At 64.2% G+C, this 15,554-nt stretch carries 12 protein-coding genes; 2 read left to right on the top strand and 10 right to left on the bottom strand.

Features of this window, described 5'->3' with window-relative positions; genetic code table 11:
- The first annotated feature begins 271 nt into the window (after positions 1–271).
- A complete protein-coding gene (locus N826_RS00435) occupies positions 272–1,564 on the top strand; it encodes a hypothetical protein (RefSeq protein WP_244619405.1) in 1,293 nt (430 codons plus the stop codon).
- A gap of 75 nt (positions 1,565–1,639) precedes the next feature.
- Entirely contained in the window at positions 1,640–3,316 is a 1,677-nt protein-coding gene (locus N826_RS00440) for a Na/Pi cotransporter family protein (RefSeq protein ID WP_244619404.1), read from the top strand.
- A gap of 155 nt (positions 3,317–3,471) precedes the next feature.
- Here the strand turns inward: N826_RS00440 and N826_RS00445 are convergent, their stop codons facing one another.
- The 10 genes from N826_RS00445 to N826_RS00490 form a co-directional block, all read right to left on the bottom strand.
- Positions 3,472–3,849, bottom strand: a complete 378-nt coding sequence (locus N826_RS00445) for an NUDIX hydrolase (protein ID WP_244619403.1) — start codon at positions 3,847–3,849, stop codon at positions 3,472–3,474.
- A 165-nt stretch (positions 3,850–4,014) separates the two neighbouring features.
- Complete coding sequence (locus tag N826_RS00450; RefSeq protein WP_157599309.1) at positions 4,015–4,401, bottom strand: hypothetical protein; 387 nt, start codon at positions 4,399–4,401, stop codon at positions 4,015–4,017.
- 160 nt (positions 4,402–4,561) lie between these two features.
- Positions 4,562–5,149, bottom strand: coding sequence for a glycoside hydrolase family protein (locus N826_RS39555; protein ID WP_169789264.1), 588 nt, complete (start codon positions 5,147–5,149; stop codon positions 4,562–4,564).
- 276 nt (positions 5,150–5,425) lie between these two features.
- Entirely contained in the window at positions 5,426–6,115 is a 690-nt protein-coding gene (locus N826_RS00460) for a hypothetical protein (RefSeq protein ID WP_044425371.1), read from the bottom strand.
- Between the two features lie 79 nt (positions 6,116–6,194).
- Positions 6,195–7,376: a polysaccharide pyruvyl transferase family protein gene (locus N826_RS00465; protein ID WP_044425372.1), complete on the bottom strand. Its 1,182-nt coding sequence runs from the start codon at positions 7,374–7,376 to the stop codon at positions 6,195–6,197.
- A 42-nt stretch (positions 7,377–7,418) separates the two neighbouring features.
- Positions 7,419–8,798, bottom strand: a complete 1,380-nt coding sequence (locus N826_RS00470; protein ID WP_244619402.1) for a glycosyltransferase family 4 protein — start codon at positions 8,796–8,798, stop codon at positions 7,419–7,421.
- Positions 8,795–10,996 carry a glycosyltransferase family 2 protein gene (locus N826_RS00475; RefSeq protein ID WP_044425373.1) on the bottom strand — a complete coding sequence of 734 codons (2,202 nt, stop codon included), beginning with the start codon at positions 10,994–10,996 and terminating at the stop codon, positions 8,795–8,797. Before N826_RS00475 ends, N826_RS00470 begins: the two co-directional genes overlap by 4 nt.
- A complete protein-coding gene (locus tag N826_RS00480; RefSeq protein WP_044425374.1) occupies positions 10,993–12,312 on the bottom strand; it encodes a glycosyltransferase family 4 protein in 1,320 nt (439 codons plus the stop codon). The genes N826_RS00475 and N826_RS00480 overlap by 4 nt, the downstream gene beginning before the upstream one ends.
- On the bottom strand, positions 12,309–13,175 hold the full coding sequence (locus N826_RS00485; RefSeq protein ID WP_169789265.1) for a class I SAM-dependent methyltransferase: 867 nt from the start codon (positions 13,173–13,175) through the stop codon (positions 12,309–12,311). Before N826_RS00485 ends, N826_RS00480 begins: the two co-directional genes overlap by 4 nt.
- Positions 13,172–15,481 carry a glycosyltransferase gene (locus N826_RS00490; RefSeq protein WP_052830717.1) on the bottom strand — a complete coding sequence of 770 codons (2,310 nt, stop codon included), beginning with the start codon at positions 15,479–15,481 and terminating at the stop codon, positions 13,172–13,174. The genes N826_RS00485 and N826_RS00490 overlap by 4 nt, the downstream gene beginning before the upstream one ends.
- Between the last annotated feature and the right edge of the window lie 73 nt (positions 15,482–15,554).

The raw sequence follows: 15,554 nt of genomic DNA on the forward strand, positions 1-15,554 counted from the left end.
CCAACTCGCTTGTCCAACAGTTTGTCGACTGGAGGGACACCGAACAATATGACGGAGGCGATAGTATGTCGGGATCGCCGGCTGATCTTTTCATTTGATGAACATAAAGTTTTCATAAATTTATCTTTGCTATCCTGATCCAACGGGACGGCTGGCTTGTCTCGGCAGGGCAAGCTGTATCGGAGGCCAGCCGGCTGAAGCGGCAATCGGATGGAAACATGGTGGAAGAACGTCCAGTCTGGTCCGGTACCGCGCGGGAGCGCGTGCAGCTATGATGAACCGCCCGAGGCAGGAACGTCCGGTGCGCGACCGGCTATGGGTCAAACCGGGAGAGAAGGCTGCGGCTGTTCCCGAGAAGCCGCAACACGACGACGAACGGCTGCTGAAGCTTTTGCAATCGGCCAAGCGTGAACTCCAGGGATTGCGGCTGGTCCATCTGCACCTGTCGCTGCTCCAGGATAAGAACTACGGCGACATCATCGAGATCAAACGGGCTGTTCAGTCGATCGCCGACAATTCTGCCTACCTGCAAGTTTTTACCCTGTCGAACGAAGACGTTCTGATCCTCTACAAGGGCATCAAGTTTTCGACCATCACCGAAGCGTGTCAGAAGATCGAGAAGATGATGCTGGCCCGCACGAAGATGACGAAAATCAATCCGTATAAGGAACACACGCTCTATTCGATTATGGAACTGTCGCTGAACTTCGTGAACGTTATCCGGTTCATCGAAGGATTGGGAGACGATGGCGGGGGCATCGACGGTCCGAAGACGACGACGAAGGAGCCGATAAGCCTGGAGGAACTGGCAAAGATCGAACGTCAGATCGGGATGTTCGACCTGTCGCCGTTCATGCTGAACCAGCCGATCGTCAATCTCGATCCGGCGGCCGAAAATCTCCACGAGTATTTCGAAATATACATCGCCGTGAAGAACCTCGAGGATCGCTTGAGCCCCGAGTTCGACCTTACGGCCAACCGCTGGCTATTCAACTACTTCACATCCAGCCTCGACCATGCGGTGCTGAAGTCGCTGAACCATGGTGTCGATTTCATCCGTGGCCATAAGATCGGATTGAACCTGAACCTCAGCACGATCATATCCTCCGCCTTCGTCAAGTTCGATGAGCGCCTGACGGTGGATTTGCGGGGGAATGTCATCCTCGAAATCAACAAGGCCGATCTGGTCGAGAACATCGACACCTATCACGAGGTCATCGAATACGCGAGCACGCGAGGCTACTCGATCTGCATCGACGGAATCACGCCGATGTGGGTGGCGCACATGGACCTGGAATTCATGGCCTGCCATTACGCCAAGCTGTTCTGGACCAATGAACTGGCGGAAATGAGCGAAAGGGACTTGAAGACCTTTGCCGACAAGATCAAGGCGCAGGAGAACTGCCGTTTCATCCTGGGCCGATGCAGCACCGTCACCGGGCTGCTTTTCGCCCAGAAGCACGGTATCAATCTTGTGCAGGGACGGATGGTCGATACCATTCTCCGGAAAGGCATGACGGTCGCCAACGCCTTGAAAACGGCCAGTTCACTCGAGAACGATTGACGATCCGCCCGCCTGCCACTTACCGTTGATTCAAGGTCCGGTGCGGACCTGCGCGATCGAATCGGGAGTGTGACTATGGGGGCAATGCCCGCCACCCATGCGCTGATCGAGTTGCTTGGAGACGTCGCCCTGCTGCTTTGGGGCGTACACATGGTCAGGACCGGGATTCTCCGCGCATTCGGTGGAGACCTCCGCCAGTTGCTCGGCCGGGCGCTGCGGAACCGGCTGGCCGCCTGTTTGGCCGGCCTGGGCGTCACGGTGGCGTTGCAGAGCAGCACCGCCACCGGGATGATGGCGACGTCGTTCCTTGCCGACGGCGTGATCGGGCTGATGCCCGCACTGGCCGTCATGCTGGGGGCGAATGCCGGTACCGCCTTGGTCGTCTGGGCGCTTTCCTTCGACATCACCATCGTATTTCCGGCCCTTATCTTCGTGGGGCTGGTGATCTTCCGGACCGGGACCCGGACGCGGTCCCGCAACCTGGGGCGAGCGACGATCGGTCTCGGCCTCGTCCTGCTGTCCCTGCACCTGCTTGTCGGGACGATCGTACCGGACACCGTGGCGCCTGAGGCGCGGGAGCTGATTTCGGCCATCACGCGGGAGCCGCTGCCCGTCCTGGTGATGGCGGCGCTGATCACCTGGGCGATGCATTCCAGCATCGCCGCCGTGCTGGTGATCGTCTCGCTGGCCGACAGCGGGCTGGTGACGCCGCTGGCGGCGCTTGCCATGGTGCTGGGCGCCAACCTGGGAAGCGCGTTCAATCCCTTGCTTGCCGCAACCTCGGGCGACCGGAACGCGCTTCGCCTGCCGATCGGCAACCTGTTCAACCGGATCGCCGGCTGCGTTGCGGTGCTGCCGTTCCTGCCGGAAACCGCTGCGTATCTCAGCCAGATCGAGCCCGATCCGGGACGCATGGCCGCGGGGTTTCACCTGCTCTTCAATGTGGTGCTGGCGCTTCTGTTCATCCTGCCGCTGGCGTCGCAGGCCAAGCTGCTGGAAAAGCTGATCCCGGACCGGCCTCGGTCCGACGATCCGGCATCGCCCCGCTACCTGGATGCCGCTTCGCTGGATGTGCCAAGGGTAGCGCTCGCCAATGCCTCGCGCGAAGCGCTGCGGATGGCGGATGTTGTAGAAGAGATGCTGAAAGGATCGAGAGAGCTGCTGCGGCGCGACGACAACCGGCTGGCGGCGGAGTTGCGCCGGATGGACTACGTGCTGGACCGCCTCCACGGGTCTCTCAAGCGATTCCTGGGGGAGTTGAGCCAGCGGGAACTCAGCGAGGAGGATGCCGCCAGACTGGCCCATGTGCAGACCGTCGCCCTCAATCTGGAACATGCCGGCGACATCATCGACAAGGGCGTGCTCACCCTTGCCGCCAAGCGCATCAGGCGGCATCTGCGCCTGACGGGCCGGCAGGCCGCCGAGGCCGAGGCGATGCACGATCACCTGCTGGCCCAGCTCCGTCTGGCCGGCGCCGTGTTCATGGGCGACGACCTGCGGTCCGCGCTGCGTCTTGTCGAGGAGAAGGAACGCTTCCGCGAGTTCGAGCGCGCGGCGGCCGAAAGCCAGTTCGCCGAACTGGCGGAGGGACCCGATCAGGCGGAAACCAGCAGCCTGCACCTTGACGTCGTGCGCGACCTGAAGCGGGTGGACGCCCATCTGGCCGCCATCGCGCATCCCTTGCTCGAGCGCAGCAACCTGCTGCGTCCGTCGAGGCTGGTCAGGCTGCCCCGTCCGGGCGATGCCCAATGAGGGGCGGGACTAGGCATCATACCGGGGGCCTAAGACATACCCCTGTGGGGACGGAGTTTGTTGGGCCACGGCCCAACCTACGAAGCAGGAACCCATAGGTTGGGCCGTGGCCCAACACTTTCCGGAGCGCCGGTCAAACTCTTCGGCTCCTGGTATCAGACAGTCGGCAACCCGAGGCCGAGCAGAATGCCGACCAGGCCGCTCTCGCTGATCTGCAATGCCGCCTTCGACGGCGACATCCATTCCTTCTGGCGCTGGTCCTTTTCCGGCCAGTCCTTCAGGTCCTGATCGACCTTGAGAAGGAAGACGTCGACATTGCATTCGACCGACTTCTTGGCGCTGAGGCGCTTGGTGTAGATGTAGGAGCCGATCGGCTCCTTCTGTACCTTGCCCACCACCCCGGCTTCCTCGAAGGCCTCGCGGGCCGCCATGTCGTGCGGCTTAGTACCTTTTTCCAGCCACCCCTTGGGGATGATCCACCGGCCGGTGTCGCGGGACGTGACAAGCAGCACTTCGATCGCGTCATCCGACATCCGGACCGGCAGCGCTGCGCATTGGGATCTAGGTGATTGGGGTCTTGGTGATTTCGTTATCATGTTAGAGCAAGTCTATTGCCTGAGGCGTCGATTCGGCAACCCCTATGGATAAGTGCGGATACGATCGATGCCCCGGTAGCGTCCCGCTCGTTCCGTCGCGGTCTACCTGACCCGCTTGAGGATCAACAAGACACTGTCGAACCAGTTCATGGCGATGGTGTCGGAATCCATCTCGACGATCCATGAGCCGCGATCGTAGGACGGGCCGATATCGCCCTTGGCGCAGGTGATGAAGTGGGCCGGACGGTCCTTGCCGGCGGCGTCGACACCCATGTCGGCGGGTGAGGCCTCGTAGGTCTGGGAGATCAACGTCGCGAAGGCGAGCGTTTCGCTGGCGACACGAGGGGACTCGCAGACATGTCGATCCCCGTCTCCAGCCTTGTCCATGGCGAGGCGGTCGGCGGAGACGGCGAGGCGCAATGCCATGAGCGCCGGATCGTCGGGCGCATAGGCCGCTATCCCGGTGCTATTCACCTTGGCCGACGTCACCTTCCAGTCGCCCGTGAGGGTGGCCGGAACGGAATTGGCAGAGGGAGCAGCGGATATGCAGCTCGATATCAGGAGCGCCGCCATAAAGCTCGAGAGGGACCCTGCGGCGTTCCTGAATATCATAGTAAGCTTTCCGATATGCGTTCAGACGGTTATGCGCCTATACGGGCGTGTTGAACAAGGCTACTTCGAGTTCCCGCCTGTTGACGAGTCCCTGGACGACCTTGCCGCCGGACTTGTTCCAAAGCTTGAAGCTCTCGGCCGCCGCGGCGACATCGCCCTTGTTCAGGTTGGCGACGACCGAGCTGTTTTTGAAGTTGCCGCCGCCGATATTGTAATCCAGCGACACCATGGCGTCGAACTGGTTCTGATTGACCGGCACCGTGACATAGTTCTGCACGTGTTGCTGGTAGGTCGGCAGCACGAGCTTCAGCAAGGCTTCTTCCTGGCCCTGCGTCAGGCTGACGGCATTCGCGTTGGCCTTGGCGAATGTCTGGGCGTCGGTGCCGGTCAGCCCGGCGGCGTTGGACAGGGTTTCGGCGGCACCGGATGCAACGCCGATGCTGGTCAGATCGGCTACGATCTGAGCCGCCGTACGGTGTCCGAGATCGTAGCCAGGCCCCAGTGTCACGCCGCTGCCGCCGCCGGGCCAATGGGGCTTGTTGCTGACACCGGCCTGCGCCTCACGGTTATAAAGGAAGGTGAGGCCATTGGGCGACACGGACATATTTGCGTTGGGGCCTGCCATGACACACTCCAGTATTCGGATGAAGATCGATAAGCAATAAGGATCAGGCATAATCCTTATTAGTTATATCGAAAGCAACATGCCTGGAGGTGTACGGAACAGTTCAACTTTTCGTAGTTGGGTTACAGCAGCGGCACTGAAGCTGGTCTAGAACGTTAAATGTCGGGCTGAAGAGGCCCGACCTACGCGAGCGTGCTCGTTTATAATGACCAGGGCGTCAGTCAAAAAGAATGTGTGTTTTTGTAGGTCGGGCCTCTTCAGCCCGACATCTCTGCCTTACAGGTTCAGGAACGCCATCAGCGCGATCAGCCCGAGCGTGCTTGCCGTCAGCATTCCGACCGCGATCCTGAGCGGTTTGTCCACGGCGGCGGGGGCGCGTTGCTTGAGGCTGGTGTTGACTTCGTGCAGGTGCTCGTCGATGCGCATCAGGAAGACCTCGATGCCGCTGACCTGGGTTCTCAGCTCCTCCTGGGATGCCGCCAGTTCCTCCAGGCGCTTGTCGGCGTTGGGGGCGGCCTGGCCCTGCTTCATCAGCTCGCGCAGGCCGCGCAGGACCGTCTGCTGATTGCGCTGGGTGGCGTCCATCAGGGCCGACATGCGGAGCAGAGTGGGACCGAGGACGCTTTCGGTGACCGTCTCGACGTCGGAGGGCAGACGCAGCGGCATGACGTCGCCGGTGACCGGCGAGCGGGCGATGGCAACGGGCGTTTCACCGGGGGCGAGATCGACCGCAAGTTCGAAGGCGTGGCAGCCGTCGCCGACTCCGTTGGCCTTCAGGTCGTCGCGCGGCTGGTTGGCGAAGGCGGTGCCGACCAGCCTGTCGCCGACGCGGATTTCGACTTCCAGGTGGTCGGACGGGCGGACCCGGTCCCAGGCCCAGCCGTAGAGCCGGCCGCCAGTGATGGCGTCGATCCGGCCGTCGATGTCGGCCGGCTGCGGGGCGAGGGTTTGGAGCGCTGCGGACATGGGCATTCTTTTCCGGTGCGGACAATGAACAGCCGGCGCCGGGACCGTGATCCCGGCGCCAACGCGTCGGCTTTTGGCTTCAGGCGACCTGGAGTCGCCGCGGCTTGGCGACGCCGTGGTGCATCTTGTGGTCGATGAAGTTTTCGTCCAGGAAGGCGCGCATGTCGCGGAAGCGCTGGTAGTAGGTGCGGTTGAAGCGCTCGAACCGCGCCTGATCCCAGTAATCCTCCAGAACGAACGGCTTCTGCGAGAAGACGTCGTAGCAGGGGATCGCGAAGGTCTCGGCGAACTCGACCGTCCGGCTGTCATAGCTGAAGTAGATCGACGGTGTCCGGTTGGCGAGAGCCATCAGGTTGCCGTGGAGGCGATATCCCAGCACGAGATCCTTGGAGCGCACGAGGTCTTCGTAGTCGGAGACGACGTCCGAGTACCACAGGCGGGTCTTGTAGAGCTCCTCCATCTCCTCATCGAGGAACCACTTGCCGATCCAGCCATTGTTCTTCAACTCGGCCAGGGCATGGGCTTTCTGCTCGTCGGTGCCCCAGAGCAGCTTCTTCTCCTCGACTTCGCCCTGCATCATCATGACGATGTCGAACCGGCGGGCCATCTCCTTGACCACGTCGCGGTGGCGGGTCAGGTAGGTCTCGATGTCCTGGGCATAGGCGGCCGAGACCTCCCGGCGCATCGTGAAGCCGACGTTCTTGATCTGGTCGAGCGGCGGCAGGTCGATGCGAAGGTCCGGGTCGTTGTTGCGGAAGGCGGTCGGGCAGCCGACGATCCGGACGTTCTTGATGCCGAGGTCCCACAGGACTTCGGCGGTATAGGTGCCGCGCACGCCGAGCGAGGCCGACTTGTCGGCGATGATGCTCCAGATCCGCTTGCTCTGCTCGGAAAGCTGAAGCTTGCCTTCCTTGGGAGCCTGGGCGCCGACGCCGAAGGCGAGGATCGGAATCTTCAGCTTGGGCAGGACCTGCTCGGCGTTCTCCCATTCCATGTGGCTATGGATGTAGTTGGAGCCGCGCAGGAAGACGTAGTCGTATTCGGCGTTGTAGCGCTCGACGTCGCCCGGCTTGACGTTGCGGATCGTCAGCACGTCGAGCTTATCGTAGTTCAGGAGCTTCAGTGAGGAATCGAAGACGAAGGCGTCGCCGATGTTGTGATAGTGGTCGATGTGCTTCTGGACCTGCTGGTATTCGTACCAGCGGACGCAGTCATGATTATAGACTTCGCCCGACGGGATCATGACGAGGATTTTAGCCAAAGGAATCTCCCTGGGGTGTGATAGCGTCGGTTTCGGTTGAGGTCAGAGCGGCTGGGCGACGGCGCGGTCCAGGACCTGGGTGCCCTGGCCGGCGGTGGCCGGCGCCGCGTTTGCCGGTAGAGGAGTGCCCTGGCCGGAGGCTCCGGCGAGCAGGGCGTTGAAGATCTCGGTATGGCGGCGGGCGCATTCCTGGCGGTCGATCGGCCGCTTGATGCGTGCCCGCAGGCGGTCCCACAGGTCGGGGGTGCGCAGGACGTCGGTCAGGCGATCGATCAGGTCTTCCACGCTGGCGTTGCGGAAATGGATGCCGTCCACGTTGTGGGTGACCTTCTCGGCCATGCCGCCGATATTGCTGGCGATGATAGGCCGGCCGTGCAGGAAGGCTTCCTGGATCACGACCGGCGAGTTCTCCCACCAGATCGACGGAATGATCAGCCAGTCCACGTCCTTCATCAGGCTCGGCAGTTCCGCGGAACGGTAGCTGCCGTAGAAGCGGACGCGGTTGCCGGCCTTCTCCGTCAATTCGTTGAATTTCTTCTGGAACGCCTCGGGCTGCTTTTCCAGGTTGCCGCCGAAGATCATCAGCGCGCTGTCGTCGCCCCAGTCCTTGTCGGACACGCGGGAGACTGCTTCGACCAGCACGTGCAGGCCCTTGAACTCGCTGACCTGCCCGAAGAAGCCGAAGCGGTTGCGCCGGCCGCCCTTGGGAAGCGGGCGGGGCGGTACGATCTCCTCCACGGTCAGGCCGTTCTCGATCATGCGGAACTTCTCACGCGGGAGACCCCAATCGACGTAGCGGTCGATCAGGAACTCGCTCGGGCTGATGTAGAAGTCGGCCATCTCGAAGAAGGTCTTGAGGAAGGCTTCGCGCTTGAAGAACTGGCTTTCCGGAATGTGGGGGAAGCAGTTGGTGCATTCCGCCGGCGACGACCGGTAGCAGAGCGTATTGCGGCTGGTCTTGACCATCTGGCCATGGTGGTGGCAGATCGACAGGTATTCGTGGAAGGTGATGACGATAGGCACGCGCGGCAGCGCCTGCTTCAGGGCGAAGATCGTCTCCACGCCCAGACCGATGTAGTGGTGGAAGTTGATCACGTCGGGCTGGAGATCGACGACGTAGCGGACGAAGTCCTGCTGCAAGCCCGCCAGATTGCGGTTGGAGCAGCGGAAATGGTCGTAGTCGTTGGCGTAGTACAGGATCTCGCGCTCCTTCTGGCGAAGGCTCATCAGCGCGCTGTCCTTGTGGCGGTTGACCGGGGGACCGACACGGGCGAGATAGAAGCTTTCCCAGCCGGGCAGGTCGTGGATGCCGTTGAACAGGTTGTAGGACGCCACCTCGCCCCCGCCCAGCGAGAAGGTCGGGTGTCCGTGGCTGACGATGAGGACGCGCTTGTCCCGTTTGGCGATTTCCATGCCGGTCATCGGTCGATGCTCCCGAGCGATTGGGTGGTGTGGAGACGCGGCCATTTCCGCTCGAAGCCCCAGCGGTCAACGAGACCGCCGGTCTGAAGCCAGTATTCCTGGGCCTGCTCACGAGGCTGCTCGTCCAGGGCGATCAACTGGACGGTCGGCAGCCACAGGCAGACATGGCCGGCGGCCCGCAGCTTCAGGCAGAAATCGACGCCCTTGAAGTCGGTGCCGACGAAATCGGTGCTGAAGCCGCCGGCGCCGAGGAAGGCGGCGCGCGGGATCAGGGCACAGTCGGTCGAGGCCGCCTGGACGGTGGTCAGTTCCCGGCCCTTCAGCCAGTCGCGGGAATAGCCGGCGTACTGGGAAACGGCGGACTGCGCGCTGATCTGCTGGATGCCGGCGAAGCGGATAGAGAAATCTTCGTACAGCAGGGTCGGGCTGACCATGCCGGTCCTGCCGCTGGTCTTGTAGGCCCATTCCAGATCCGACAGCCAGCCGGTCGAGGTCGGCAGTACCGAAGGCGACAGCAGAAGCAGCATGTCGGAGGAGGCGTGACGCACCCCGGCATCCATCGCCTGATAGATGTCATGGGCCTGGGGACAGGGCACCAGCTTGATCGACAGGTCATAGAACTCGGCGAAGCGGCGCAGCGAGGGCGACAGGCGCTCGTGCGCTCCGGCGCCGGATGCGATGACGATCTCCGTGCCCTTGAAGTCGCGGTCCACCGCCAGCTTGGCCAGCGTCACGTCGATGTCGTCGCGGCCGTCGGCAATCGGGATGATGACGGAGACACGTGGGGCAACCAGCGCCTTGCCCATCGCGTAGACGGTGGCGGAGGATTCCGCCGACGCGCAGGCGCTGCCGGCGGCCTGGACCAGCGGGCCGATATGGCGGGAGATGATGGTTTCCGACGCCGGATCGTTCAGGTTGATGGTCGAGAGCAGGCGGCGCAGCGCTGGAGCTGCGGCCTTGCTTGTCGCGACCGGCATGAAGGCGCAGGCGTCGTCGGCCAGCGACAATTCCAGATACCGTTCGCACTGCTCGGGCGAATCGGCCGTTTCCGGAACGAAGGCGAGGAACCCGTGGGCGTCCTGGCCCGGTACGATCTTGCCGGCGAAGGGCGCGTCCTTGGCGAAGGCCTCGCTGACGTCGCGCCGGTTGGTGCGGCACCAGTCTAGGTCGATCCGGGCCGAGACGCCGATGCCCTTCAGCGTGATCGCGCTGACATGGTGGTCGGGGTCGAGCACCCAGCCGGTTACGAGCGTTCCGGCCCCGGGAACCCGGACGGCGGTGTCGAGGCCGACGCGGACCGGGATTTCCAGCCGGCTGACGGTTTCGAACCCTTCGTACTGGGCGTTGGACAGGCGCTTCAGCGTGCGAAGGACCGACGGCTCTCCGGTCAGGGTCGGCAGCATGGCGCGGAGATGCGGGACGGCGCTCTGGTCGTTGAGCAGCGTGCGGTTCTCGAAGATCTCGAGGTAGCACCAGCCCTTGGCCGCCTTGTAGTAGATCCGCCGGATGCGGCTGAGGTCGAGCGTGTCGGCCCCGGTCATGACGCCCAGCACGCCGCGCGCCGTCGATGGCAGGTCGGACCGTTCGAAGCTGCCGATGATGCTGGTGAAACTGCGGCAGGCGTCGGTCTCGATCAGGAGGTCGTGCTCTCCCGCGATCAGATTGAACGACCAGCCTTGGACCAGCGCTCCCAGTCCGGTCATGCAGCCGAAGATCTCGGCGAAGCCGTCCGGCTGCGCCATCGCCTGGAGAAAGGCGAGCATCAGGCGGGTGGTGCGCTCGGACTGTGCCGTGTCGCCGAGGCTCTTGTGCAGGAAGTCGAAGACGACCGGCATCGCTTCCGGCATGTCTTCCTTCAGCGTGGACAGCAGGGTCCAGGGGTTGATCTTGATGTTCTGGATCGGCGGGATCGTGTAGCGGGTGCCCCGGTCCGCTCCGGTGATGCTGAGTCGCTGCGGCCGGATCTGCGCTATGTTGTCGAAGCGCAGTAGCGCCACGAACCAGTAGGAACCTTCGTCGCGCGGCCAGAAGTGGCCGTCGTAGGTCCCTGCCGAATCGGCGCCTTCGGAGAAGCTGGCGGCGCCGGAGGACGGCAGCGCGCGGTCGATCCAGCCAAATAGCAGCAGGGTCTTCTCGTCCACCAGGACGGCAATCTGGATATCGGCCTTGGGGTTGATCTGGCTTACGGTCTTGGTCATCGTCCGGAACTCCGCAAGGATGCGGCCGTCGTCAGGTCGGCATAGAGGGCGCGGTGCTCGGCGGCGCTATCCGCCAGGGTCGGAACCCGCGCGATGTTGGAGGAAAGGCATTCCCACAGGCCCGTCTCGTTGATGGCTCGGCGCATGCTGCGGGCCAGATCAACTGGGTCGCCGGCGCGGAAATGCAGGCCGTCGTGGCCGTTGGTGACGGCTTCGGCCATACCGCCGATGTCGCTGCAAATGACGGGACGGCGCTGCTGGAAGGCTTCCTGGATCACCAGGGGCGCGTTCTCCCACCAGATCGACGGCGTGATGACCCAGTCGACAGCGGCGAGCAGCTTGGCCATCTCGTCACGGCGATAGGCGCCGTGGCGGATGACCTTCGCGCCGGCCGCGGTGGAAAGCGCTTCGACCTCCGCCTTGAAGTCCTCGGTCTGGAACGGCATCCCGCCATGGACGTGAAGGACGAAGTCCTGATCCTTAGACAACTCCTTCGCGGCCTCAAGGGCGACGCGGATACCCTTGTAGCGGCTGAGGTTGCCGAAATAGCCGAAGACGTTGCGGCGGGCGGATTTCTTGTTGCGGACCGCCATGGGAACGGTCGGCTTGGCGACCATGTCGTCCGCCGGGCGGCCGTTGCGCAGTACCGCGATCCTGTCGGCCGGCAGGCCCCAGGCGATATAGCGTTCGCGCAGGAAATGGCTGGGCGAGACGAACTGATCGACCAGCGACAGCATGCTCTTCAGGTGCTTTTCGCGCAGGACGAACTTGTCCGGCGTCCGGTCGGGAAAGCAGCGGTGGCAGGCGTCCGGCGAAGCGCCGGTGCAGAGCTTGTGACCATCGGTCGTGACCATCTGGCCGTCATTGGCGCAGATCGGATAGTAGTCGTGCAGGGTATAGACGATCCGTGCCTGCGGCACGATGCGCCGGATCAGGAACAGCATCTCCACGCCCAGCAGCAGGGTGTGATGGATGTGGACGATATCGGGGCGGAACGACTGGAGCAGGTTGGACAGGTCCGGCACGATGCCGTGCAGGTCGATCTGGCTCTGATAGAAGCGGTCGAAATGGCCGGCCCACAGGACGAGCTCGTCGGAACTGCGGCCAACGGTCTGGAAATTGGTGCCGGGCTTCTGTTCCCGGTGGACCTTGTTGGTGCAGGCGAGGAACATCGCCTCGATCCCGTCCACGTCTTTCATGTGGCGGAACAGGTCGTGGGCGAAGATCTCCGTGCCGCCGGGATGGAAGCTCGGATGGTTGTGGCAGACGAACAGGACACGGGGGAGTGCGGCCGGGCGGCTCCGGACTGCCGTCATGGCGAGCCGACCTTTTCCAGCACCAGGAGGTCCTGGTAGCTGACGGTATTGGGGCGGCCGCACCAGGTCCCGTAGACGACAGGCTTGGCGGGCTTGAGGCCGACGCCGGCGAACATGTCGAGCAGGGCTTCCTCGTCGTGGGCGACGGCGGCGGAGGGAACCTCCGGATTGGCGAGCCAGGTCGGGCCGACTTCATCCGGGTTGAAGGTCAGGCGGTTGTCGCCGGAGCGCAGCCCTTCCAGGGCCGTGTCGTTCATCAGGAACAGGCTGAGGAAGCAGCGTCCGCCCGGCCGCAGCAGTCGGCTGATCTCCCACGCATAGGCCAGCGTCTCGGCACCTTGGAGATGGGTCAGGACGGAGGTCAGCAGGACGAAATCGAAGCCCTTGTCCGGGAAGGGCAGGGCGACCGCATTGGGATCGATCCGGCCCTGCGGGTTATACAGATCGTTCGCCACGTCCATGTGATGGAAGCGGAAGGCGGGATAGGTCGGCGTGACGTTCTGGCCGCACCAGGTGATGCCGTCGGCGACCACGTCCATGCCGTCATAGGTGCCGGTGGTCAGGTACTGGGTCAGCGGGACCGCCATGCGGCCGATGCCGCAGCCGATCTCCAGTACCTTGTCGGTTTCGCGCAGATCGCCGAGCTTTACGAAGTGGCGCAGGAACTCGGCCCCGATGGCACGGAAATCCCCGTCGCCGACGAAGATGTTCTCCGACGGAGGCACCGGCAGGAAGCGGTTTCGCGCGATGTTCTCGCACAGCCAGTCGAGCCGCTGGGCATCGCGCACGTCCTGTCGGACCAGAAGCTTGATCACGCGCTGATTGGCGGGCAGGGCGGAGGAAATCGGTTGGGGCGTGCTCATGCTGCTGCCGGAGCCTTTCTGCTGCGGTTACGGCGTCTCGTGGCGATGCTTTTCTGGGCGATGGCGGGAAGCCCGCCGGCGGTCCAGTCGCGGTTCATCAGGTCTTCCATCAGGCCGGACCAGCGGCCGGCGTGGAGCCATGCGTTGTATTCGGAGGCGACGCCGCGCGTGTAGCCGGCATGCCGGCTGATCGACTGGCGTTCGAGGTGGTACAGCTCGACGGCCGGGACGTAGCGGATCTCGCGGCCGGCGGCGCGGATCTTGAGGCAGAGGTCCGAGTCCTCGTAGTCGCCGATGATATAGTCGCGGGTGAAGCCGCCGATCTCGCAGAACAGGCCGGCCGGCATCAGCAGGCAGGCTCCCGTGACGCCGGGGACGGCGCGCGCCTGGCAGGCGGGGGCGAAGTCGCGCGGCATGCCCTTGTGAAAGTGCTGGTTGATCCAGCGGCCCTTGTAGTCGCGGCCGAAGAACAGGCCGGCGTGCTGGAGCGAGTCGTCCTCGAACAGCAGCTTGGGGCCGACAGCGCCGGTGGTGGGCGAGGCTTCCAGTTCGGCGCATAGCAGCGGCAGCCAGCCGGAACGGTCGGGGATCACGTCGGAATTGAGGAACAGCAGGTGGCGGGCACGGGCGACGGCGGCGCCCGAATTGTTGGCGCTGGAGTAGCCGTGGTTGGCGGCGTGGACCACCAGGGTCAGCGGCATCGCGTAGAGGCCGAACAATCCGTGGAGGTAGTGCTGAAGCTCGGCCCGCTGCTCCGGGCTGTCGAGAACCAGGATGACCTCGGCGCCACCTGAGCTGTTGATGGTCGGATCGATCGCGAAGGCGGCAAGCTGGAAGCGCAGGAACTCGAGGTTCTTGTAGAGCGGGACGATGATCGACACGGCGGGGTCGGCAACAGGCTTGCCATAGTGGATCACTTCCGGCGGGGGCAGATCGGCAACCATCGACGCGTGGATCGGGGCAACCGCCGGGGCGATGCAGGTTTCCAGCGCCCTCTGGCCGACATGGTGCGGCGGCATGCTGCCGAGCACGGCGGCCCGCACGTCCGCCGGATTGAGCGGGCGGGGCGGCGGAACGATGTCGATCCGGCCACCGGAGCGCAGCAGCAACTCGCAGCGGTATTGCAGGACCGGAGCCGGGTCGAGGGCGCCGGGAAGGAAGGCGGCGAAGCCCGCGGGGGCGGATGATTTGTAGATCGCCGCAACGTCCTCGCGCGGGAAGCGGTGGGGCAGGTCCGTGATGGTGCGCTCGTCGCCGAAGGGCGACACGACGCGCAGGCCCTCGACCATGCCGTGCGGGTCGTGCAGCCAGCCGGACACGAACAGCCCGCCGTCGCCGGTGGAAACGGCCACGTCGACGTCGCCGCCGACGGGACGGTCGGGCGAGGCGACGTGACGGCGCGGAAGCGGCATCAGCACTTGAAGCTCACGGACGGCGGCTGCCGCCTGCGGCTCGTCGGCCGCCCGCACCGCGAGCGCGCGCATGACGTGGTCGCGGAGAGCGGTCGGGCAGGGTTTGCTGCGCTCCAGCCATTCCAGCAGCGTCGGCAGCTCGCCGGATGCACCGGAAACGGTGCGGCAGGCAAGACCGGCGCGGCCAAGCAGGACCACCAGGGTTTCCGAGCCGCACAGTGCACGGTCGATGACGAGGTGGAGCGGCAGCCGGCTCCGCTTGTCCGCGACCGTTCCTATCGTCGGGGAAACATCCAGGCGGCGCATCGCGGAGCCGGTCAGGACGACGGTGGCGGTGACCTCGCCGAAGCCGGCTGAAACGCTGCCGTCGCACAGGACCAGATGCCGGGTCGGTGCGCAGCGGGCCGTCAGGACGGTCGGCGTCGGCGAAAGCTCGAGGATCAGCCGGCGGCACAGACCGGCGAACACCGGATCGTTCTGAAGGCTGAAGGCGCTGCGGCAGAAATCCAGCAGCAGGCGGACGACCCGCAGCCGCGCCGCACCGTCCAGGCCGCTCAGCAGCAAGGCGGCGTCGAAGCTGGCGGGCGCCTTCGCCGGTGCGGTCGCGACGGCGCGGTTTTGTTCGTCATGGAAGCCGATGACGCCGGTGCCGGCCGGGCAGCGCAGGAACGCCAGCGTGCGTTCGCCGCCCCAGGAAGTCGGGACGGTGAGCAGGGTATAGGGACGGGGAGCCTCCGCGCCGTCGACCGACGGGACGATGCGGCCCTGATGCTTCCCCGACGCGGTTTCCCAGACCGCCATGACGAAATCGCTGCCGATACCATGGAGGCGGGCGGTGGGCACACCGGCGGATGTACCGGCATCGATCTGTATCGCGAGGGAGGTCGGGAGCATCGGCGTCCGATCGGGATTTGCGGTTGTCATGGAAGCTGGCGGCGATCCCCGGGCTGAAGCGGGGACCGCCGCC

The organism is Skermanella aerolata KACC 11604 (assembly GCF_000936425.1).
Taxonomy (GTDB): domain Bacteria; phylum Pseudomonadota; class Alphaproteobacteria; order Azospirillales; family Azospirillaceae; genus Skermanella; species Skermanella aerolata.